This window comes from Paenibacillus hunanensis, assembly GCF_014645615.1.
GTDB classification, from domain to species: Bacteria; Bacillota; Bacilli; order Paenibacillales; family Paenibacillaceae; genus Saccharibacillus; species Saccharibacillus hunanensis.
Map to the genome: position 1 here is coordinate 724,172 of NZ_BMMB01000001.1, position 22,488 is coordinate 746,659.

Genomic DNA, 22,488 nt, shown 5'->3' on the forward strand with positions numbered 1-22,488 from the left:
ACAAACATTTGGACAAGCATGACGACTATAGTATTCTCCATAATCTGATTACAGAGAGCGGTGTGTACCGACCGCTGTTCGAGCATCATCCTGATGCGATCTATGTGATGGATATGGAGGGTAATTATGTCTATACCAATCCGGCTGTACTTCGCATGACAGGCTATGCACCGGAAGAGCTATTGACGATTGATAAAAGTCAGATTTTCGGGAAAGATCGTTTGTATTTCCGATCGCCTTATTTTAATCGGGTGATGCGCGGGGAATCGGTTCAATTTGAAACGGAAATCTATCATAAGCAGGGGCATACGATCTATTTGGATGTGACGTATACGCCTGTGACGAATGGTGATCAGATCGTCGGTATTTTTGGTGCTGCTAAAGATATTACTGCGCGTAAGCAGGCAGACGAGCAGCTGCGTAAAAGCGAGGAGCGTCTAACGCTGGCACAGGATATCGGTGGATTCGGCTGCTGGGACTGGAGTATGGATACAGACGAGCTGATCTGTACACCGAAGTTTTTTGAAATTATGCATATGGAGCAGGATACGCCTACGCTGCTGTACCGACGCTTTCTGGCGAGTATTCATCCTGATGATCGTGCACGTGTAAGCGATGCGTTTCGGCGGATGCTAACCGAGGGCAGTATTCATCTGGAATGTCAGCTCATGGACAGCGCGCACCCGGTAAAAACGATTGCGATTCGTGGACGTGTGCTTGCTGCGGATGCGAATCATGAACGAAGAATTATTGGTACGGTACAGGATATTACCGAGCAGCGTTTGCTGGCGGATCTGATTCGTGAGAGCGAACGACAGTACCGTATGTTGTCTGAAAATACGATGGATCTGATCTCTACGCATACGGCAGACGAGCAGCTACGTTTTTTATATGCATCCCCTTCGCTTACCCGCTTGCTCGGCTATGAGCCAGATGAGATGCTGGGGCAGAGTGCAGCAGATTATTATCACCCGGAGGATCGCGCAGTTGTGCAGGTGTATGTGCAATCGATTCTGTATGCTCGTGAGCAGCACACGGTCTGCTACCGTTTCCGCCATAAACAGGGGCATTATATATGGCTGGAGTCCAGCGGTACGCATGCCAGTAATGGCAGCAACGATCCATTTGGCACGATCGTTGCGGTATCGCGGGATGTATCGGATCGCAAATTTGCTGAGCAGCAGCTGCTGGAGAGTGAACAACGCTACAAGTCGCTTGTCGAATACAATCCATCCGGTGTGTATTCATTTGATATGCAAGGGCGATTGTACAATCTGAATCCAGTGGCGGAGATTCAAAGTGGCTATGCAGCTGGACGAATCGGCGAGATCCATTTTATCGATCTCATTGACGAGAAGCATCAGCAGGATGCCCAGCATCATTTTGATCGTGCGCGTATGGGCTTGCCACAAAATTACGAAACTACGCTTATTCAATCCAGCGGGAATCGGATGGAAGTGAATATTACGAATGTGCCGATTATCATCGGCGGGCAAATTACCGGTGTGTTCGGGATTGCAACGGATATTACGGAGAGCAAGCGTTATCTGGAGCAGATTCAGGCGCTTAGCGAGGAATATAATCTGATTCTTAGCTCGGTGTCTGAAGGTATCTTCGGAATTGATACGAACGGACGAGGCATCTTTATCAATGAGGCGGCAGCACGGATGCTCCAGCTTCCGCGTGATCAATTTATCGGTATGCCGCTTCAGGAGGCGCTTGTGAATGCACGCGCCGATGGCGAAGCCTATTTGCCCGGGCAAAATCCGGTACGTCTGACCTTGGCAGATGGGCTGTCACGTCAGGTGCTGGAGGAAGTATTTTTTAGACGCGACGGCTCCAGCTTCTTCGTCTCCTATCGAACGAATGCACTGTTTGACCGTGGACGTATTATTGGCGCCGTTGTGGTGTTTAGTGACCGAACGAGCGAACGTGAAATTTTGGAAGCAAAGGAAATGGCGGAGCGTGCTGCTTATGCCAAGACGCAGTTTATCTCGATGATGAGTCATGAGCTGCGTACACCGATGAATGCGATCGTCGGCATGAGTGAGCTGATTCAGGACTCTCCACTTGATGACGAGCAGCGCTGGTATATGGATATCATCGTGCAAAATAGCCATGAGCTCGTTCGCATTATGGATGATATTACCGATGTGAACCGTTTAGAAAATGGTCATGTCGAGCTGGAAGAGTATGACTTCGATCTGTATGAGCTGATGGATTCGGTGTACCAGCTATTTTTACCACAGGCAGAGAACAAGCAGATTCAGGTATCGCTACAGATTGAGCAGGAAGTACCATTGATGGTAAAAGGTGATATGTTCCGTTTGCGCCAGGTACTTGTGAACATTATCGGTAATGCGATCAAGTTTACCGATCATGGACAGGTGGAGATTGTGGTCAGTCTATCGCATCTGTCGCGTGAGCATGGTATTATCCTCGACTTCCGTATCGTCGATACAGGCATTGGTATTCCAGCAGATCGTCTGAATGAGCTATTTCATTCCTTCTCACAGGTGCATCATGCGATGAATCGACATTACGGCGGCACAGGTCTGGGTCTATTTATTAGTAAAAACCTGATCGAACTGATGAAGGGTACGATCGGAGTTGAAAGTAGGGAGAATAGCGGCTCTACTTTCTATTTTACATTACCGTTCCAGCTGGCAACGCAATGAAGCTATAGCTAGCCGAAGCGACTAAAATGAATGAAACGGATACTCATGATAGCGGACTGGTGCTAATTGGCGTCCAGTATGTATGTATGTATGTATGTATGTATGTATGTATGTATGTATGTATGTATGTATGTGCGAAAATATAGGTTAGATCATCTCCAGTAGCAAATCACCAGTATCATGAACGAATCGCATTAAGGTAGTCATCAGGCAGACGCATATCCAGCTACAGGTCGTGACCGTATTTTTCTTCAAATTTTAAAAGTATAAATTCAAAAATAAAACGCTCTGACACGACTCGATAGAGAACGTGCAGAGCGTTTTATTTTCGTAAGCAAATGACATACTATGGACGTGCCTGACCAATACCTGCAAGCTATCCTCTGGCTCGCCCTAGTAGTCGATGTCGCAATCCAATTCATACTCACACAAGCTAGCCAGTTAGATCAGACGGTAGCATACATAATCGCAATCGTCTGTGGTCCACAGTGACTGGAAATAACACAGCCTGCTTCGGTGATCATTACCTGTCTGGCATTCGTCTGTTCACGCAATACCGTTTGCATCATACGCGCTTCCTCTTCGGCAAACGAATGCACAACGAAGATCACATCCTGATCAATCCGATCCCGATTCGCAACACAGTTACGCAGAAGCTGCTCAGCTGCTTTATCGCGCTTACCGCGTATTTTATAAGCAGGCGTAAGCGATCCTTCAGGTGTCACCTTGATAACGGGACGAATTTTGAGCAGGCTACCGATCAGGTTTTGCATCCCAGAGCAGCGCCCGCCTTTGTACAGATAATCAAGCGAATCAATCGCGAATTCGGTCTCAATCTTGCCGCGAACCTGCTCTAGCATGGACACGATCTCACTCACACTATGACCTGAGCTTGCTGCGTGTACAGCCTTCATGACCAGCAAGCCAATCGAGCTGGACAAATTAAGCGAATCGACGACCGTTACAGCACCCTCTGGAAGCTCTTCCGCTGCAATACGTGCATTAGCAAAGGTGGAGGAGAGTGCAGAAGAGAGACTGATATAAATAATCGAATGCCCGGCTTCAACAGTCGGTGTGAAGGCTTGCAGAAAATCTGCTGGTGATGGTGCAGACGTTTTGGGCAATTGACCTTCACGGCTGACACGATCATATAGCTCGCGTGGTGTAATATCTACACCATCACGATATACATCCTGACCAAAGGTTACATAAAGCGGAACAATACCGACCTCATGCTCCTGTAGCCAGGAAGAAGGCAGATCACATGTACTATCTGCAAAAATACGAATGGAAGTCATAATATTCTCCTGTCCTCTAGTTCATAAAATCAAGCGATAACGCAGATGGCGTTATTATACCACGACTTTCATTCCATCAAAACACAGTTACTGGAAGGGAGCACTTCATTAATTGCTCACAAATATACAGCCTCTAATGCGTTATAATAGAACAGATTGATGCTTAACCGTTAACTTGAACCTATACAGGAGGCAAATTATGCAACGCACGTATATCATTATTGCTTCAATCCTCGGCATGCTGGGAGTCGCCATCGGTGCATTTGGTTCCCACATCCTTGAGCCGATCATTGGCTCACGAATTGAAATCTTTAAGACCGGAGTCGAATATCACTTTGTGCATGCTCTTGCCATTTTGCTGACTGCCATTCTTGCCGGGCAGCTTGGTGAAAGTGCAATGCTGCGCTGGGCGGCACGGCTATTTGCGATCGGTGTTATTTTCTTCTCTGGCAGTCTATATGTACTGTGCATTACAGGCGTAAAGGTACTGGGTGCGATCACACCAATCGGTGGGGTATGCTTTATCGCAGGCTGGATTTTGCTGGCGCTAAGTGCTGCGCGTGCAGGTAAACGTGCCTGAGCGATAGACATTGCATTCAAATGCTATTCCCTATCTAAAAGTGTCAGCTCCTATCCGAGATGCCATTTCATATTAACGTAAAAAAACGCCAGTCGAGGTCATCGACTGGCGTTTTATCGTGGATGAACGATCCAGGGGGGACGCGATCCTGAGTGTAAAGGTCGAACTGTGAGTATACAATCACAGTCAACCGATTAATGTATAGGTGTAGATCAGGTTTGCTGGAAGTCGTCAATTTCATTGAGCTTGAAAGTGTAGACTTGCTTTTCATCGACATGATAGACGCTAATGGTCTGATCATCATTATCGTATTTAAGAATGCGACAGGGGATCGACATACGTTCTCCACGGCGGTTGATGGTAACACGGATCAACTGGCTACTCTCGATATACATCGATAACCAGCTTCCCATATCATCCTCCTGCGATGAAGAGGTATCTTTTGGCGCAGGTGTTTCATTTGGCGTAGTCGTTGGTGGTGGTGAAGCTGGAGATGGCTTGCTTTTCATCGAAGCTGGGATGTGTACAGCCGTCTGCTGCTGGCCAGCAGCTTGGATCGCCTGCTCAATCTGCACACCCAATTTGATTCCATTGACAACGCGGAAGTCAGCCAGTTCTTGCTGGTTGTTCAGAATATCCAGCAGCTTTTGAAGGGCAACCGCATTGTTTTTTCCGGTAATCATGAGGTCGACGTTAAATAAAAATTCGGTGTCATCATTAGTCTGCTGCATGTTCGTCATTTTCCCATCTCACTTACTTTTCGGATTAGTATAACATTGTGTAAATAACCTATTTTTATAAACTATACCATCTAGGTTCACATTTTCATAGGTCTATAGGTGCAGAATTTGCTGGGATTCTGTGCTTCCACAGACAAGTGACCTATCTAGCTATAGAATATACGATTCATATTATTTATCGGATCATTTGTCCATTTTATTAATCTTTATTTAAGGAATTTTAACGCAATTTCGTCGTTCTCAAACGAAAAAGCTACAACCGTTGTGGCTGTAGCTTTTCTAGTTCTAAAGGCTTATTAAGTGAATTAAAATGGGAGCGATTTTGTAGCTATAATCTGGTGCATGTACGCGTTCATGAAAGGGCTCTAGGTGATAATAAGTTTGAATATTTTTGAATAAAAAGAAGCGATTCCGCTATAGAAATAGCTGTGTATATAGCTACCAATGGATGCTCGATAGATCGTTGATAGACCGTTAATAGATCGATAGCATTTACTTAATCCACGAATAATTTAGGCAGCTCTTCACTATAGGATGGATATACAATTCCTTTTTCCGTAATGATCGCTGTTACATATTCGCTCGGGGTTACATCGAATGCCGGATTGAACACTTTGATATCCTGCGGAGCGGTTCGTTTGCCAAAGCTTACGGTTACCTCATCCGCTGTGCGCTCCTCAATCGGAATGTCTGCTCCAGTAGCTGTAGCCAGATCAATCGTAGATAGTGGGCAGGCCACATAAAATGGAATACCATGCGCGCGTGCCAGTACAGCGACGCTATACGTACCGATCTTATTCGCCACATCTCCATTCGCAGCTACCCGATCAGCACCCACGATAACGGCTTGAATCCAGCCTCTCGACATAACCATGCCTGCCATATTGTCGCAGAGCAGCGTAACATCGATGCCTGCCTGTTGCAGTTCAAATGCAGTCAGACGGGCGCCTTGCAGTACAGGACGCGTCTCATCCGCATAGACTTTAAGATGAATGCCCTGCTCATGAGCAAGATACATCGGTGCAAGCGCTGTGCCGTATTTGGCAGTAGCCAATCCACCCGCATTACAGTGAGTGAGCACGCCCATGCCATCCTTGAATAGCGGTAAGGCATGTTCACCGATTCGGCGGCATACCTCCTCATCCTCTGCATGAATCGCGATCGCTTCAGCGAGCAACGCTTCGTTACGGCTCTCTGTGCTGCCTGCTTGCTCGGCGAGCTGATGTGCCTTTTTATTCATACGATCCAGCGCCCAGAACAGATTAACCGCAGTAGGACGCGATTGTGCGAGATAAGCCGATACTTTGAGCACATGCTTCACCCAGGCATCGGCATCCTCACCTTTATATTCCCAGGCACCCAGAACGACACCATAAGCGGCAGAAATACCAATCGCTGGTGCTCCCCGTACCTTCATCGACTGAATTCCTTCAAATACCTGCTCCGCTGTGAACAGCTCCAGCATCACAATTTCCTCCGGCAACAAACGCTGATCCAGCATCAGCAGCCGATCATTTTCCCAGCGTAGGGAAAGCAAAGGCTCAAAAGGTGTAGTGCTGGACGTTTCAACAGTTGTATCATTAGTCATACAGCGAATCACTCCTTGCATATCGTGTGGTATGGTATAACAAGTCGATTGTAGGATCAAAGTATAATAAATACGAATTAATCCTATGAGAAAATAAATTTAAACGCATAAATATCCAATATTGATATACGCAATAGTTCTCATGTAATTAATATATTACTGATAGAAATAGCCAATAGTAAAGAATAAGATTATTTCAAATAAAAGGTGTATCAAAATTCAAGTCTACAAACCGGATGACATGGGATAATATGGATGATATAAGCGATTGAGGGAAAAGAGAGCATACATGTATATGTGAGCTCTCAGTATGTATAGGTAAAGAGTGCTGAATTTTTTAACATGCGCAGTGATACTTTACTAAATAAAGTTTGTATTGCTTTTTGTAGTATCTGTAATGTTATTTTGCCCAGCATATTTATACAAACTAGTTTCTCAATTTTCTATTGTGCACGGAGGGAGTCTGCAACATTGTCAATTTTCTAACGTCCATAACAATGATTCATAATATATAACAACATACATAATAAAAGGAGAGCATGGTATGAAGTATTGGAAAATTAGTAGTGTCCTTTTAGTGTTTTTGTTCATAGGCATCCCCTATCCTACATTCGCCCAGAGTGCTACATTTACTCAACCGGCAATCCAAGCATCCTCACCACCAATCTTAAAAATCAACCAGTATTACATTCTATTTACGTACCCTTATCCCCCTTTTATTGACAGTCAGAATCGTGTTCTTGTGCCGTTACGCTCGTTAAGTGATCTATTAGGAGCTAAAGTTTCCTATGACACCGAAAAGAAGCAAGCCAACATTCAGTTGAACGGACACACAGTAATTGTAACTGCAAACTCGAAAGACATCGTGGTGGATCAAACAACCAACCAAATGGATACCGTACCTGTGCTCAAGCTTAACGCTCTATTCGTTCCACTGAGAGTCATGATCGACGATGTAGGCGTTCACGGAACGTATCAGTCTGCTACTCAGACAATTGAATTAAACGATCCTAAGTACATGAAGTATACTCCTGGATTGACACAGGAAACATGGGATAGAAGAAATGTAGTAGAGGATCAGAATGCGTTCGCAGTGACTTCGTATCAAGTAAACATACGAGCCAGCTCTAAAGATGGTACCTGGGATGGAAATATAACGTATAAGGCTAAAAATATAACTGATCATATAATTGAACAAGGAAAAGAAGATGTGCATGATGCTGTGATGTGGGTGAATGGTAGTAATTATTCAACGACCTCTTATACCATTGACGTAAAGAAACATAAAGCGGTCAACCCTGGTGAATCGATAACTCGAACTAGAAGAGTAAACGGTCTAAATCTACCTAAAGGATTAGGCGGTAATGGCGATTTGGGCTATTTTATTGTAAAACCCTATGCAGTGAAATAATGTCTGCACCTATGGTCTGTTTAGCTAGACTTGGAAATGCATTTGTTTCGCGCGAAGTGACGACGGGTAAATGAAAAACAGAACAGCTTCACTTGTTAAAGGCATTTACCAAAAACTATTAAAGTGAGGGATTATCATTATGTCTAACGTTACCAACCAAAACTCGACTCAAACAAAACGCATTGAAGAGCTGCTGAACCTGCAAGTAGCGAACCTGAACGTAATGTATGTTAAAATCCATAATTTTCACTGGTATGTAAAAGGTGAAAACTTCTATACACTGCACATCAAATTTGAAGAGCTGTACAATGAAGTAACACTGAAAATGGATGAGATCGCTGAGCGTCTGCTGACACTGAAAGGTTCCCCAGCCGCTACGCTGAAAGAGTATCTGGAACTGGCAACTGTACAGGAAGCAAACGGTAGCGAAGATGCACGTACGATGGTACAAACGATCATCGAAGACTTCGCAACTGTAACTGAGCAATTCCAGGAAACAATCGAGCTGGCTGACGAGTCTGGTGACCAACCAACAGCAGATATGCTGATCGCGTTCAAAGCCGATCTGGAGAAACATATGTGGATGCTGCGTTCTTTCCTGGGCTAAGCCAGAAAAGTTATACGCGCCAACAGATGTTCATACGCTGAACAATGTTGATATCAGGATATTAACCGCTGTCTGCCTTGTGCAGATGGCGGTTTTTTACATTAAAATCGGTTATAATAGAATACATAAAAAGTAAACCTGTATATGGAGTAGGAGCAAGAGTAGATCAATGTACATAAGCAGAGTAGCCTGATTCCCCGACGAGCAGGTATCATTTCAAACGGTTAGATCATTACGATTTTACCGATCATTCATTTATGCTCTGCTGGTATATGCCATACTGTAAACATTTCAGTTGCTTGAACGGACGAAGGAAACGGAGGCGATGAGATGAGGCTAGAAGACAATGGTATCTTTATTGTAGAGAATGAGGATATTTCTGGAATCCTTTGTTATTTTGCCAAGGATGGGGTGCTATTTGAGGACGGATTTCGATTGGAGATGGAGTTGCAGGAAATGGTATTTTTCCCTGGTAGCATACATGCAGTTCAATTCCCTGAACACCTGCTGCTACAGGATGAAGATGAGGATACAGATGAAGAAATCAGACAGGAGATTCGTACTCAAAATGAACAGTGGGAACAAGAGATTCGGCAGGCGATCTATAATGTGATCGGTTATGTAGAGGAAACGTCTTCTTAAAATAAGCAGTAGAAGCATACAGCATATGATCATAATGAAGCCTGTTATCCAAACTATATGAGTTCATCTATGGAGGCGATAGAATGAGACTGGAAGATGATGGTACTTTTGTTGTTGAGTATAGTGACTTTGAGTTCATCTTCTGTTGTTATTGCAGAGATATGTGGTTTCAAATGGAATATCCTCCTTTTGAAGACGGATTTTTGTCCTTGATGAGGTCACAAGAGATCGTTCTGTTTCCAGGTAGTATACAGAGGATACAATTGCCAAACATGAGAGTCCAATATGCAGATGATGATGCAGATGAAGAAATGAAGGAAAGCGCTCGTGCCAGCAATGAAAAGTGGAAACGAGAGTTTCTGAATGGTCTGTATGATGCGATCGGTTATGTAGAGGAAACGTCTTCTTAAAATGAGCAATAGAAACATACAGCATATGATCATAATGAGCCTGTTGTCCAAACTATATTAATTCATCAATGGAGGCGATAGAATGAGATTGGAAGATGATGGCACGTTTGTTGTTGAAGATTATGATTTTAGCGTCATCTTTTGTAGTTATTGCAAGGATATGTGGTATGAAATGGAATATCCTCCCTTTGAGCAGGGATTTTTGTATTTGATGGAGTCACAAAAGATCGTTCTGTTTCCAGGTAGTATACAGAGGGTACAATTGCCAAATATCAGAGTCCAAACTGCGGACGATGACGCAGATGAAGAAACGAAAGAAAGCGCTCGTCTTAGGAATGAAGCTTGGATACAACAGTTTCGGAACGGTCTATATGATGCAATCGGTTATATAGAGGAGGATAAGAAATGACAGATCACGAACCACGCACGATTGCACTAAAAGAATGGGCATCCGCCATCCAAGCGCTAGCAGAAGGCCAACAAATCCTATTGATGCGTAAAGGCGGCATTATAGAAGAGACACGTAGCTTCGAGCTAAAGGAGCGAGCCTTTTATCTATACCCAACCTACGAGCATCAGCGCAGCGAGCTTCTCAAGCCAGAGCATCGTCATGTCGTAGAAGAATCACTACAGCAATGGTCACCCGAACAACAGACGGCTAGCATCCGCCTCTACGCTGAAGTCACCGACGATCTGGAGATCACCAGTCAGGAAGAGCTAGATCGCTTGCGTGACCATCATATCTGGACAGACACCTTTGCTGAGGAACGTTTACGCTGGAAAAAGAAAAACCCGCTTCACGTGCTCATCCTACGGGTATATATACTTGAACGGCCGGTGGATATCCCAGTAGAGGAGCAGTATATCGGCTGCAAATCGTGGATATCCATACCAAGTGGTCCGGTGACGAGCGAAATGACGCCGGTGCTGGACGCTGCGGAGTTTGAGGTCATGAGATCTGCTCTATTGCTATCGCTGCAAGAACAGAACATACCTAACCATAAGGCTTGACTGATCCCATCGGTCGGGCCTTTTATTTTTTATAACTTCTTTATTTCCGGTTCTCTCCCTCCCAGGCTACCCATGCGATCTTAACTCTTTTGGCAAGTAGATGCAGGTACAGATGCGCCCCCACGGAACGCAGGGAAGGAAATAAGGGGAAAGGACTCCTTTGGAGGGGCGGGAATCTACAATCCACTCCTACTCGGTAGATTCCCGCGGCTCCACCCGAGTCCGTCCCCTTATTCCTTCCCGAAGTGGTGTAAATCATCCCATCTTCCGAGTCCATGCCAAGTTAAGATCATATGAGGCCTTCCTCCATTTCATTGCAGCATATTTCAAATTATTATAAAATAGCTTGAGAATCGTTGAGAATCAGTTTAGAATGGTTCTAAGAAGGATTTATTCTTAGACTTTATCTAAATCGCTGAACATTAGAGTTTTCTCTTTCCATATTGGATGTATCCGGTAGCCATAACGCTATCATGTGGGAAAAGTCGGCCTGTCTAGCTGCCTCCATCCAGTTTACGGCTCGTCCTCATATCAAGCCCATTCCCTTTACTCAGGAAAAGTTTGGAAAATATCCGCGAAAAAAGTAGTTATTTTTTTGCAGACGTGCCCGTTTTACTGGTATGATTTAAGCAGCAAAACGATTATGCGATTAATTCTGAGGTTGCCTGATAAACAATACATAAAAATTGTTCTATTCGGCAGCTTACTTACTTATTTTGGAGGGACGTCTATTATGGCAACAAATTTCGTCATCGAAGGTCTGAAAGCAACAATCGACAACAAGGAAATCCTCAAAGGTGTTAATCTGTCCATGAAAGGTGGAGAAATCCACGCAATTATGGGACCGAACGGTACTGGTAAAAGTACACTGGCTTCCGCACTGATGGGTCACCCAAAATATGAAGTAACTGAAGGTGCAGTAACACTGGATGGCGAAGATGTGCTGGAAATGGAAGTAGACGAGCGCGCACGCGCAGGTCTGTTCCTGGCAATGCAATACCCGAGCGAAATCAGCGGCGTAACGAACTCTGACTTCCTGCGTAGTGCAATCAACGCACGTCGTGAAGAAGGTCAAGAAATCTCCCTGATCAAGTTCATTCGTCAAATGGAAGGTAGCATGAAGGAACTGGACATGAATCCAGAATTTGCACACCGTTACCTGAACGAAGGCTTCTCCGGTGGTGAGAAGAAGCGTAACGAAATTCTGCAAATGCTGATGCTGGATCCGAAGATTGTTATCCTTGATGAAATTGACTCCGGTCTGGATATCGATGCTCTGAAAATCGTTGCTGCTGGCGTAAACAAAATGCGCAGCGAAGATCGCGGCTTCCTGATCATCACTCACTATCAGCGTCTCCTGAACTACATTACGCCTGACTACGTACACGTTATGATGCAAGGTCGCATCGTGAAATCCGGTGGTCCTGAACTGGCAGCCCGTCTGGAAGCAGAAGGCTATGACTGGGTAAAAGAAGAGCTCGGTATTACAGACGAGACAGTAGGCCAGGAACAAGAAGCGTAAATAACGGTACGGAAGGAGCAAGAGCATAATGACATTGCAGACGATACTTCCGCTCAGCGCGGAAGCACTGAAATCACTATCCCAGCAAAAAAACGAACCGGCATGGCTGGCTGAAAGCCGTTTGAACGCACTTGAACTGGCTTCCCGTCTTGAACTGCCTAAACCGGAAAAAACGAAAATTGATAAATGGAATCTGTCCGACTATGGTACGTATCAGCAAGCGACTTCTGTAGCGTCGCTGCAAGAGCTGCCAGAAGCGGTTCGTGCGCTCGTGAAGGAAGAAGAAGCGACGAACCTGCTCGTGCAAAAGGATTCCGGTGCAGTATACAGCACGCTGTCCGACGAGCTGAAAGCTCAAGGCGTTATTTTCACTGATCTGGAAACTGCGGCTCGTGAGCATAGCGATCTGGTTCAGGCTCATCTGTCCAGTGTCGTGAAAAACGACGAAAACCAGCTGACTGCACTGAGTGCAGCACTGTGGACAGGCGGCGCATTCCTGTATGTTCCGAAAAATGTAGAGGTATCCGTACCACTGCAAGCTGTATTCCTGACTGAAAATGCAGATGCAACGTTTGCACCACGCGTGCTCGTTGTTGCTGATGTGAACAGCTCGGTAACGTATGTAGACAACTACATCTCCACTGGTGATGCAGCGCGTCTGCATAACGGTATTGTAGAGGTTATCGCGAAGCCAGGTGCGAAGGTTCGCTTCGCTACGGTTCACCAGCTTGGTCTGAACACAACAGACATGAGCTATCGTCGTGCGGTAACTGAAAATGATGCCTCGATCGAATGGATCATCGGCGAAATGAACGATGGTAACACCGTAACCGATACATCGACCGTGCTGAAAGGTAACGGTTCAACTTCCGATGCGAAGGTAATCGCGGTTGGTTCCGGTTCCCAGCGTCTGAACTACACTACACGCGCTATTCACTTTGGTAAAGATTCCACTAGCCAGATGACTACACGTGCGGTTATGCGCGAAGAAGCGAATGCGATCATCAACGGTATTACCAAAATCGAGCATGGTGCAACTCGTTCTAACGGTGAGCAAGCAGAGAAAGTTCTGATGCTTAGCCCGAAAGCTCGTGGAGATGCGAACCCAATCCTGCTGATCGATGAGGATGATGTTATGGCAGGTCACGCGGCTTCGGTTGGACAGGTTAACCCTGAACAGGTGCATTACCTGATGTCCCGTGGTATCTCCCGTGCACAGGCAGAGCGACTGATCATTTATGGCTTCCTGGCTCCGGTCGTTTCTGACATTCCGCTGGAACAGCTCCAGACTCGTTTGCAGGAACTGGTTGAAAGGAAAGTCGGACAGTGAACGCGCAAATCCGCGAGCAGTTTCCGATTTTACACCAGGAAGTAAACGGACATCCGCTTGTATATTTGGATAATGCAGCGACTTCGCAAAAGCCGCGTGCCGTTCTGGACGCGCTGAGCCACTATTATGAATGGGATAACTCTAACGTACACCGCGGCGTGCATACGCTCGGTACGCGTGCTACGGATGCCTATGAGGGTGCCCGTGAGAAGGTAGCTCGTTTCATTAATGCGGCTCGCAGCGAAGAGATTGTATTTACCCGCGGCACCACCACGGCGCTCAATCTGGTTGCTTCTGCTTATGGCGGTCCACGCCTGCAAGCTGGCGATGAGATTGTGATCACGCCGATGGAGCATCACAGTAATCTCATTCCGTGGCAACAGCTCGCTCTGCGCACTGGTGCTACGCTGAAATACATTCCGCTACAGCCAGATGGTAATATCGATCTGGCTGACGTGGAGAAAACGATCACCCCGAACACGAAGATCGTATCCGTCGTGTACGTATCTAACGTACTGGGCGTAGTGAATCCAGTGAAGCAAATCGCTGAGATTGCTCATCGCAACGGCGCAATTATGGTCGTGGACGGCGCACAGAGCACACCGCATATGAAGGTGGATGTGCAGGATCTGGATTGCGATTTCTACGCGCTATCCAGTCACAAAATGTGTGGCCCAACTGGCTTCGGTGCGCTGTACGGCAAGCGTCAGCTGCTGGCAGCAATGGAGCCGATCGAATTCGGCGGTGAGATGATTAACGATGTCGGTCTGTACGAATCCGACTGGAAGGATGCACCATGGCGGTTTGAAGGCGGTACGCCGATTATCTCCGGTGCGGTTGGACTCGGGGCAGCGATTGATTTTCTGACTGAGATTGGAATGGACAAGATTGAGGAGCATGAAGCCCATCTGGCAACCTATGCCATGGAACGCATGTCCGAGATCGAAGGCATTCACATCTACGGGCCAGCAAAACGTAAAGTTGGTATTGTGACATTCAATCTGGACGGCGTGCATCCGCACGATCTGGCAACCGTGCTGGATACGTATGGTATTGCGATCCGTGCCGGACATCATTGCTGTCAGCCGCTTATGAGATGGCTGGAAGCAAGTTCTACTGCACGCGCCAGCTTTTACCTGTATAATAATGAACAGGACGTGGATCGATTTATCGACGCGTTAGTTCAGACAAAGGAGTATTTTGGCGATGCAATTGGATGATCTATACCGTCGCGTCATTATGGATCATTACAAAAATCCGCGTAACCGCGGAACATTTGGCGATGAGGCTGTTACGGTGAATCTGAATAACCCTACCTGTGGCGATCGGATTTCACTTCAGCTTCTGATCGAAGACAATAAGATCATCGATGCCAAATACACTGGCGAAGGCTGCTCCATCAGCATGTCCTCCGCGTCCATGATGACCGAAGCTGTTAAAGGCAGAACGTACGAAGAAGCACTTGATATTGCCACTCGTTTCTCCGCCCTGATGAAGGGTGAGGATGTGCAATTTGATGAATATGAAGAGATCGAAGCCCTATCCGGAGTAAACAAATTCCCAGCCCGCATCAAATGCGCGACTCTGGCATGGAATGCACTGCGCAAAGGCATCGGCGAAGACAGCACGACCAATTAAGATAGGGAGGCTACAACCATGGCTAAAAAAGCACCTGAAATGGAAGAGTATAAATATGGTTTCCGTGATGAGCACAAAGCGATTTTCCAGTCCGGTAAAGGTCTGAACAAAGAAATCGTAACCGCCATCTCCAACATGAAAAACGAGCCGGAATGGATGCTCGATTTTCGTCTGAAATCTCTGGAGCAGTTCGAGAAAATGCCAATGCCACAATGGGGCGGCGATCTGAGCGAGCTGGACTTCAACGATATTCAGTACTATGTAAAGCCGTCCGAGGGACAGGGTAAAACATGGGAAGAAGTACCAACCGAGATCAAGGAAACGTTCGACAAGCTGGGTATCCCAGAAGCAGAGCAAAAGTTCCTTGCGGGTGTATCCGCTCAGTACGAATCCGAGGTTGTTTACCACAATATGCAGAAGGATCTGGAAGATCAAGGCGTTATTTTCACAGATACGGATACTGCACTGCGTGAGCATCCAGAGATTTTCAGAGAGTATTTCTCCACTATCGTACCACCAGCAGATAACAAATTCGCAGCACTGAACAGTGCAGTATGGTCGGGCGGTAGCTTTATCTATGTGCCACCAGGCGTACAATGTGAAATTCCGCTGCAAGCTTACTTCCGTATTAACTCCGAGAACATGGGTCAGTTCGAGCGTACACTGATCATCGCGGACGAAGGCAGCTTCGTGCACTATGTAGAGGGCTGTACAGCTCCAATCTACAGCACAAACTCCCTGCACAGTGCGGTTGTTGAGATCATCTGTAAAAAGAATGCACGTGTACGTTACACAACGATCCAGAACTGGGCACCAAACATCTACAACCTCGTTACAAAACGTGCGGTTGCAGAAGAAAATGCCAACATGGAATGGGTTGATGGTAACATCGGTTCCAAGCTGACTATGAAATATCCAGCAGTTGTTCTGAAAGGTCGCGGCGCAAAAGGCTCCGTACTTTCCATCGCAGTAGCTGGTAAAGGTCAGCTGCAAGATGCAGGTGCGAAAATGATTCACCTTGCACCGGATACTACATCCACAATCGTATCCAAATCGATCAGTAAGCACGGCGGTAAAGTAACGTATCGCGGTCTGGCTTCCTTCGGACGCAATTCCGATGGTGCAAAGTCGAACATCAAGTGCGATACGCTCATTCTGGATAACGAGTCCACATCGGATACAATTCCGTACAACGAGATCAAGAACGATAACATCACACTTGAGCACGAAGCAACGGTATCCAAAGTATCCGAAGACCAGCTGTTCTACCTGATGAGCCGTGGTCTGAGCGAGGACGAAGCAACACAAATGATCGTTATGGGCTTCATCGAGCCATTTACAAAAGAACTGCCGATGGAATACGCGGTAGAGATGAATAGATTGATCAAATTCGAGATGGAAGGCTCCATCGGTTAATTCATCGATTGGTGCAATCTTCAAGAATATTAGAATAATATGCAAAAGCCTGCAGGCTTGGTCTGCAGGCTTTTTTGTATCGTAATATTACTATTTTATATACCTATACCGAGGTATCGCATAACAGTACAGTTCGAATAAACAGCTAGCATACAATCGACTTAAAAGCTGTAGCATATAACAGATTAAAATGTCTCGCCTTTTTGTTGCAAATACATCATATGTAAAATACAATAACATCAATATCATTTTGCTGTATTTACAACAACAAGGAGAACTCTACATATGACTGAAATTTTACGTGAAATTGGCACGATTGCCAGAGCACTCGATTCCATTAGCAATATCGAATTTAAGGAATACGATTTAACGAAAGGACAATACCTGTACCTTGTACGCATATGCGAGCAGCCGGGCATGATTCAGGAAAAGCTTGCTGAGCTACTCAAGGTGGATCGGACTACAGCAGCCAGAGCGATCCAGAAGCTGGAGCTACAGGGCTTTATTGAAAAAAGAGATGATCCAGATAATAAGAAGATTAAGCGTCTGTTTGCAACCGAGCAGGGAATGGCAACCTATCCTGTCATCAAGCGTGAAAATGATCATTCTAATCGTGTAGCGCTCGAAGGCTTATCCAGCACAGAGGCGACCCAGCTGCTGCAATTATTACAGCGCGTGCGCAGCAATGTTGAGAAGGATTGGGAATGGGTGAAAAAGGGCAATAAGCGAAGCTATTAAGTCAAAACAAATTAGTAGTAGAGGCTAAGCGATAGCAACAATAACAACTGAACAGTAACTGAACAACAATTGAACAACAACTGAATAACAACAGGTGCATAATGCTTCGATCCAGCATCGCTATCCATGCATTACATGAAAATGATCATAGATATGAATAATATCCATGCGAATTCACGGAATCATTTTAACGCTACTCATTAGCACAAAATCAACGCAAAGGAGCACAAACCAATATGATCATCACCCTTAAACCCTGTACGCTTGAACAGCTTCATCCTTTACAAGCGATCAGCCGCGAGACGTTCGAGGATACGTTTGCAACCCAGAATACGCCAGAAAATATGGCTGCGTATATGGAAAAGTCATTTCGGCTGGAGCAGCTACACAAGGAGCTGAGTCACGCAGAATCCCGTTTCTTCTTCGCTTATATACAGGAGGAGCTAGCAGGCTATATGAAGCTGAATACTGGATCAGCGCAGACAGAGCCAATGGGAAGCGATGCGCTAGAGGTAGAACGGATCTATGTAAGACGCGCATTTCAGGGGCAGGGGATCGGTAAGTTTCTCTTGGAGCATGCCTTATCGCTTGCGGTCACGGAGCAGTACAGCCAGATATGGCTCGGTGTATGGGAAAACAATCGTAAAGCGATCTCCTTTTATGAGAAAATGGGCTTTGTGCAAACAGCTGTCCATTCCTTCTATATGGGCGAGGAAGAGCAGTTTGATTGGATGATGTGCAAGTCGCTGTAGTATAAGCAATACGGAGTGATACGAAACGGAGTATTCTTTTAATAAATAACGAATAGCAACCCTCATTATACATCAAAGCCGATCTGAATCATCGGCTATTTGTTGAATACATGTAATAACTGACACCTATAAATAATAAGCTTATTTATACAAAATATGTAGTATGCTTAGGATGACTGGTTTCAGCATTGGACGTTGTTTTGATCAATAAGCATCTTGATCCGGTACATTGATATAATTGGGGGAATACGATGAAAGAATTTTCGCAGAGGAACAGACGAATGCAGCGCTACTGTCTAAGTGTACTCTGTATCCTATTGAGTCTCGGATTGGTGCATCCAGTATATGCAGCGCCGCCTGCGGTACCTAGCGTAACGACAGGTGCAGAGATAATTACCATTAGCAATTATATATCTGGAGCTACATTGAAGGTATACAGGGCAGACGGAGGTAGTCCGATATGGCAGGAAGCGAATGTAACGACAGCTACAAAAACAATTGATTTATTGCCGTATGCGAACTCCTATTATGTCACGCAAACGGTAGGTGGCGAAGAAAGTACCAATACGCCTTTCTTTAATACCAGTCTTCGTACACCAGTAGCAACTGCTGGTATTCGAACGATTGATGTTAGCAATGTATCGGGCAATACCACATTAGAATTGCATCGTGTTTCAAGTGGCGCGCTTGTGTCTACGACGGTATCCAATCAAGGCGGCGGTGTGTATCGTTTTCAGAACGTTATTCCGGATAGCAGCCTTTATTACATCGTACAAACCTATGGCGGTCAGACAAGTAATAATACGTCATTTTTAACGTCCAAGCTGAATACACCGATTGCAACAGGTGGAGCCGAATATGTGGATGTGACAAATGTAGATACCGATATCGGTGCTACACTTAGCTTGTACAAGAGCGATGGCACACTCGCATCCAATTCATCCACGAATCAAGGAAACGGAACGTATCGTTTCTCAAATGTTGCGGCTGGATCAGGCTACTATGTTACCCAGACGGTAAATGGAGTACAGGCAAGTTCGAATGGAGTTAATGTTACACTGGATCAGCCAGCTGCTCCAATCATCGCAGCTGCTAACGAGTCCTTAAATGTGAGTCAAATTGTCGCAGGTGCAACACTCAAGCTGTACACAACAACAGGTACACTTGTGCAGACGTATCCGACGGTATCGAGTACCACCTATACAATGGATAATGTACTCCCTAATACGATTGGGTATTATGTAACTCAGACAGTCAATGGTAAAGAAAGCGTGAATTCTAACTTTGCGAATCCGAATCTGCATATTCCAACTGCGACCTCAGGCATTGGCTATCTCGATGTGAGCAATGTGACGAGCGGTGCAACGTTGAATTTATACGATGCATCCAATGGTCAACGTGTATCTGCAACTGCGGTTGATCAAGGAAATGGCGTCTATCGTTTCGACAATGTAGTGCCTCGCAGTGGTTATTACTATGTAACACAATCGCTCGGAGGACGGGAAAGCTTGAATACGCCGTTCATCAATAGTATGCTGCCTACGCCTATCCTTGCTGGCGGTGTGGGCTATGTAGAAGTAAGCAATACGTATACAGGCGCAACGATCACATTATATAGCGGAACGACCCCAATCTCTACCACTCCAGCCTCGCTTGGTAATGGACTGTATCGCTTTAATAATTTGGATACAGGTGTGCCGTATTATGTGGTGCTGTCGATTAATGGTGTGCTGAGTCCAGCTTCCAATATTGCACTGGTGCAAAAGGATATCCCACCTGCACCTGTCGTAGCAGGACGGGGTGAATCGATCCAGGTAAGCAATTACATTTCGGGAGCAACCCTTACACTGTATCGTGCTAACGGTACACTAATCCAGACCTTTCCGAATGTAACAGGCTCGGTATATACATTGGAAAATGTACTACCGGATCAAGACTATTACTATGTTACACAGACGGTAAATGGTACTGAAAGCTTAAATTCAGTGTTCGTCAATTCGATTCTGCGCACGCCGATTGTGGTTGCCGGAATTGAATCGATCGATGTCAGTAATGTATCACCGAAAGCACAACTGAAGCTGTATGATGCAGCCAGTAATACAGTGACTTCAGCAACATACACGATGCTGGACAATGGAACCTACCGTTTTAACAATATTGCACCACGTGCTGGATTCTATTATGTGACCCAGTCAGTGTATGGGATGGAAAGTGTGAACTCGATTTTCGTTAATCCGATTTTGCGTACACCAACGGCTGTAGGCGGACGTGAATTACTGGATGTGGGCAATGTGTATCCAGGGGCGACCTTAAAGCTATTTCGTAGTGGAGAGAGTCAGCCGCTAGCAATGGAGCCAACTAGCATCGGCGATGGACAATATCGCTTTAGTGGCATTTCGTCCAAAGGCAGCTATTATGTTGTGCAATATGTCAATGATGTAGCCAGTCCTCGCTCCAATACCGTTGCCGTGACGGTGAAAGACAAGGATAAGGACAACTCATCTGGTACGAATGGCAATGGTACGACTCCGAACGAGCCGACACCTCCAGTCCAGCCGGGTTCAGGTACACAGCCTACGAATGTGGACGTGCTGGTGAATGGCAAGGTACAGAGAGCGGGAATATTGACCGAGAGCATGCAGGGTGATCGTAAAATACAAACGATTCAGGTGAATCCAGAGCTGGTTCGTGAAGTACTTGCCGCTGAAGGTAAGGGTGCAACGGTCACGGTTCCGTTTACCAGCGCAGACGATGTGGATGTACTGGTAAGTCAATGGGACGCTACGCTGATTCAAGAGATGAATGAACAGCAAGCGAAGCTCGTTATGGAAACACCACTAGGAATGTACACCTTGCCAGCGGCACAGCTTCCACTCAATCAAGGTGGAACAAGCCTGTCCGCGATGGAGCTTGCCAGCACAAAGCTGGAGATTTCAATCGTGAAGGCATCTACAGCTGATGTGGCACGTATCAATACGATCGCTACGCAAAAACAGCTCACTGTATTACAGCCAGCGGTCAGCTTTGAGATTAGCCAAGTAACCAATGGCAATCGTACAATGATGAATCGCTTCAAGCAATATGTAGAGCGCCTGATTCCTTTGCAAAATACGACGGATCGCAGTGGTACCATTACTGGTGCTGTCCTTAGTGATGATGGAGACGAGCTGATCCCTGTACCGACACGGATCATAGAGCAAAATGGTAAGACCTATGCATCGATCTCCAGCTTGACCAATAGCACATATGCACTGGTGAAGCATACACCACAGCTACAGGATATTAGCGGTAACTGGGCAGCGACAGCCATTGAGGATATGGCGGCTCGATTCGTTATCGAGGGCACTGGGAATGGTCGCTTTGAGCCATCTCGCTCGATTACACGAGCTGAGTTCGCTTCTATTTTGACCAAAGGGCTGGGCTTGAAGCCTGTTCAGACCAGTTCATCCTTTAGCGATGTAGACTCGTCTGCATGGTATGGTGATGCGGTATCGACAGCAGCCGAGTATCAATTGATTACGGGCTTTGCGGATGGTACATTCCGTCCACAGCAGCCAATTACACGCGCTGAAGCGATGGTGATGCTATCCAGAGCGATGCAGCTAACAGGACTAGAGCAGAATGGTAGTAGCTCAGAGTCCACGCTACAAGCTTTTACAGATGCTCAAGCCGTTCCAGCATGGGCACGTAGCGCAGCAGCGACAACGATCGAAGCGGGCTTGTTCAATGGACAAAATGGCAAGCAGCTTGCACCTCAAAAATCGGTCACACGTGCTGAGGTAGCAACGCTGGTAGAGCGTCTGCTGCATCAATCCGGATTGATCTAAGGATAGCGGTAGACTTTTTGTACCGATTAATGGTTGAAATCATGTATTCGATTGATCGTGAGTTATGATTATAGTAGGCATTGCTCATAATGGATGGGTTTTATTATGGAATGCTGTAGTTGTGTAGTCCGTATAACCGATAGTGGAGTATAGAAGGGCTAGCAGGCTATTCGTTGATCGTGTTGATCGTTTGGTAAGACTGCCTTTCAGGATGATGTGCTATGCACTCGCTTGGAGGCAGTCTTTTTGTTAAGATCAAGTAGCGTGATTGCTCTGATACAGTTGACGAGCATGAGCTTG

Annotated in this window: 19 protein-coding genes; 16 read left to right on the forward strand and 3 right to left on the reverse strand. The window is 45.9% G+C overall.

All coding sequences use genetic code 11. From position 1 onward, the window contains the following. Positions 1–8: 8 nt before the first annotated feature. Positions 9–2,678 carry a PAS domain-containing protein gene (locus tag IEX62_RS03030; RefSeq protein ID WP_188773905.1) on the forward strand — a complete coding sequence of 890 codons (2,670 nt, stop codon included), beginning with the start codon at positions 9–11 and terminating at the stop codon, positions 2,676–2,678. Positions 2,679–3,124: 446 nt separating this feature from the next. Here the strand turns inward: IEX62_RS03030 and IEX62_RS03035 are convergent, their stop codons facing one another. Beyond that, the gene (locus IEX62_RS03035) at positions 3,125–3,976 is read right to left on the reverse strand and encodes a DegV family protein (RefSeq protein WP_188773906.1); all 852 of its coding nucleotides are present in this window, start codon (positions 3,974–3,976) and stop codon (positions 3,125–3,127) included. A gap of 199 nt (positions 3,977–4,175) precedes the next feature. Between IEX62_RS03035 and IEX62_RS03040 the strand changes: the two genes are divergently transcribed. After that, entirely contained in the window at positions 4,176–4,556 is a 381-nt protein-coding gene (locus IEX62_RS03040; RefSeq protein ID WP_188773907.1) for a DUF423 domain-containing protein, read from the forward strand. Positions 4,557–4,768: 212 nt separating this feature from the next. On the opposite strand, the gene IEX62_RS03045 is transcribed toward IEX62_RS03040, so the two are convergent. Together IEX62_RS03045 and mtnA are read right to left on the reverse strand one after the other, a co-directional pair. Beyond that, complete coding sequence (locus IEX62_RS03045; RefSeq protein ID WP_188773908.1) at positions 4,769–5,287, reverse strand: hypothetical protein; 519 nt, start codon at positions 5,285–5,287, stop codon at positions 4,769–4,771. A gap of 505 nt (positions 5,288–5,792) precedes the next feature. Beyond that, the gene (gene mtnA / locus IEX62_RS03050) at positions 5,793–6,884 is read right to left on the reverse strand and encodes an S-methyl-5-thioribose-1-phosphate isomerase (protein WP_188773909.1); all 1,092 of its coding nucleotides are present in this window, start codon (positions 6,882–6,884) and stop codon (positions 5,793–5,795) included. A 544-nt stretch (positions 6,885–7,428) separates the two neighbouring features. On the opposite strand from mtnA, the gene IEX62_RS03055 reads away from it, so the two are divergent. The 14 genes from IEX62_RS03055 (at position 7,429) to IEX62_RS03120 (ending at position 22,188) form a co-directional block, all read left to right on the forward strand. Beyond that, complete coding sequence (locus IEX62_RS03055) at positions 7,429–8,295, forward strand: copper amine oxidase N-terminal domain-containing protein (RefSeq protein WP_188773910.1); 867 nt, start codon at positions 7,429–7,431, stop codon at positions 8,293–8,295. A 139-nt stretch (positions 8,296–8,434) separates the two neighbouring features. Then, positions 8,435–8,902, forward strand: coding sequence for a Dps family protein (locus tag IEX62_RS03060; RefSeq protein ID WP_188773911.1), 468 nt, complete (start codon positions 8,435–8,437; stop codon positions 8,900–8,902). 330 nt (positions 8,903–9,232) lie between these two features. Beyond that, positions 9,233–9,544 (forward strand): hypothetical protein, encoded by a 312-nt coding sequence (locus tag IEX62_RS03065; RefSeq protein WP_188773912.1) that lies wholly within the window; start codon positions 9,233–9,235, stop codon positions 9,542–9,544. A 272-nt stretch (positions 9,545–9,816) separates the two neighbouring features. Continuing rightward, positions 9,817–9,954: a hypothetical protein gene (locus tag IEX62_RS03070; RefSeq protein ID WP_188773913.1), complete on the forward strand. Its 138-nt coding sequence runs from the start codon at positions 9,817–9,819 to the stop codon at positions 9,952–9,954. A gap of 82 nt (positions 9,955–10,036) precedes the next feature. Further along, positions 10,037–10,363, forward strand: coding sequence for a hypothetical protein (locus tag IEX62_RS03075; RefSeq protein ID WP_188773914.1), 327 nt, complete (start codon positions 10,037–10,039; stop codon positions 10,361–10,363). After that, a complete protein-coding gene (locus IEX62_RS03080; RefSeq protein ID WP_188773915.1) occupies positions 10,360–10,965 on the forward strand; it encodes a DUF1802 family protein in 606 nt (201 codons plus the stop codon). Before IEX62_RS03075 ends, IEX62_RS03080 begins: the two co-directional genes overlap by 4 nt. Positions 10,966–11,698: 733 nt before the next feature. Further along, positions 11,699–12,487, forward strand: coding sequence for a Fe-S cluster assembly ATPase SufC (gene sufC, locus IEX62_RS03085; protein ID WP_188773916.1), 789 nt, complete (start codon positions 11,699–11,701; stop codon positions 12,485–12,487). Between the two features lie 28 nt (positions 12,488–12,515). After that, positions 12,516–13,817, forward strand: coding sequence for a Fe-S cluster assembly protein SufD (gene sufD, locus IEX62_RS03090; RefSeq protein WP_188773917.1), 1,302 nt, complete (start codon positions 12,516–12,518; stop codon positions 13,815–13,817). Next, on the forward strand, positions 13,814–15,037 hold the full coding sequence (locus IEX62_RS03095; RefSeq protein ID WP_188773918.1) for a cysteine desulfurase: 1,224 nt from the start codon (positions 13,814–13,816) through the stop codon (positions 15,035–15,037). Before sufD ends, IEX62_RS03095 begins: the two co-directional genes overlap by 4 nt. Beyond that, positions 15,024–15,455, forward strand: coding sequence for a Fe-S cluster assembly sulfur transfer protein SufU (gene sufU / locus IEX62_RS03100; protein WP_188773919.1), 432 nt, complete (start codon positions 15,024–15,026; stop codon positions 15,453–15,455). The genes IEX62_RS03095 and sufU overlap by 14 nt, the downstream gene beginning before the upstream one ends. Before the next feature lie 18 nt (positions 15,456–15,473). Further along, entirely contained in the window at positions 15,474–16,871 is a 1,398-nt protein-coding gene (gene sufB / locus IEX62_RS03105) for a Fe-S cluster assembly protein SufB (RefSeq protein ID WP_188773920.1), read from the forward strand. 285 nt (positions 16,872–17,156) lie between these two features. Beyond that, positions 17,157–17,609 (forward strand): MarR family winged helix-turn-helix transcriptional regulator, encoded by a 453-nt coding sequence (locus IEX62_RS03110; RefSeq protein WP_188773921.1) that lies wholly within the window; start codon positions 17,157–17,159, stop codon positions 17,607–17,609. A 236-nt stretch (positions 17,610–17,845) separates the two neighbouring features. Then, positions 17,846–18,361 (forward strand): spermidine/spermine N(1)-acetyltransferase, encoded by a 516-nt coding sequence (gene paiA, locus IEX62_RS03115; RefSeq protein ID WP_188773922.1) that lies wholly within the window; start codon positions 17,846–17,848, stop codon positions 18,359–18,361. A gap of 251 nt (positions 18,362–18,612) precedes the next feature. Then, positions 18,613–22,188, forward strand: a complete 3,576-nt coding sequence (locus IEX62_RS03120; protein ID WP_188773923.1) for an S-layer homology domain-containing protein — start codon at positions 18,613–18,615, stop codon at positions 22,186–22,188. The last annotated feature ends 300 nt before the right edge of the window (positions 22,189–22,488 follow it).

Excerpts from the sequence above, each read along its gene's own strand:
- IEX62_RS03110 (WP_188773921.1), top strand. The coding sequence starts at position 17,157 with ATGACTGAAATTTTACGTGAAATTGGCACGATTGCCAGAGCACTCGAT.
- sufC (WP_188773916.1), top strand. The coding sequence starts at position 11,699 with ATGGCAACAAATTTCGTCATCGAAGGTCTGAAAGCAACAATCGACAAC.
- IEX62_RS03040 (WP_188773907.1), top strand. The coding sequence starts at position 4,176 with ATGCAACGCACGTATATCATTATTGCTTCAATCCTCGGCATGCTGGGA.
- IEX62_RS03035 (WP_188773906.1), bottom strand. The coding sequence starts at position 3,976 with ATGACTTCCATTCGTATTTTTGCAGATAGTACATGTGATCTGCCTTCT.
- paiA (WP_188773922.1), top strand. The coding sequence starts at position 17,846 with ATGATCATCACCCTTAAACCCTGTACGCTTGAACAGCTTCATCCTTTA.
- IEX62_RS03070 (WP_188773913.1), top strand. The coding sequence starts at position 9,817 with ATGAGAGTCCAATATGCAGATGATGATGCAGATGAAGAAATGAAGGAA.
- IEX62_RS03075 (WP_188773914.1), top strand. The coding sequence starts at position 10,037 with ATGAGATTGGAAGATGATGGCACGTTTGTTGTTGAAGATTATGATTTT.
- IEX62_RS03055 (WP_188773910.1), top strand. The coding sequence starts at position 7,429 with ATGAAGTATTGGAAAATTAGTAGTGTCCTTTTAGTGTTTTTGTTCATA.
- sufB (WP_188773920.1), top strand. The coding sequence starts at position 15,474 with ATGGCTAAAAAAGCACCTGAAATGGAAGAGTATAAATATGGTTTCCGT.
- sufD (WP_188773917.1), top strand. The coding sequence starts at position 12,516 with ATGACATTGCAGACGATACTTCCGCTCAGCGCGGAAGCACTGAAATCA.
- IEX62_RS03080 (WP_188773915.1), top strand. The coding sequence starts at position 10,360 with ATGACAGATCACGAACCACGCACGATTGCACTAAAAGAATGGGCATCC.
- IEX62_RS03045 (WP_188773908.1), bottom strand. The coding sequence starts at position 5,287 with ATGCAGCAGACTAATGATGACACCGAATTTTTATTTAACGTCGACCTC.
- sufU (WP_188773919.1), top strand. The coding sequence starts at position 15,024 with ATGCAATTGGATGATCTATACCGTCGCGTCATTATGGATCATTACAAA.
- IEX62_RS03060 (WP_188773911.1), top strand. The coding sequence starts at position 8,435 with ATGTCTAACGTTACCAACCAAAACTCGACTCAAACAAAACGCATTGAA.
- mtnA (WP_188773909.1), bottom strand. The coding sequence starts at position 6,884 with ATGACTAATGATACAACTGTTGAAACGTCCAGCACTACACCTTTTGAG.
- IEX62_RS03120 (WP_188773923.1), top strand. The coding sequence starts at position 18,613 with ATGAAAGAATTTTCGCAGAGGAACAGACGAATGCAGCGCTACTGTCTA.
- IEX62_RS03065 (WP_188773912.1), top strand. The coding sequence starts at position 9,233 with ATGAGGCTAGAAGACAATGGTATCTTTATTGTAGAGAATGAGGATATT.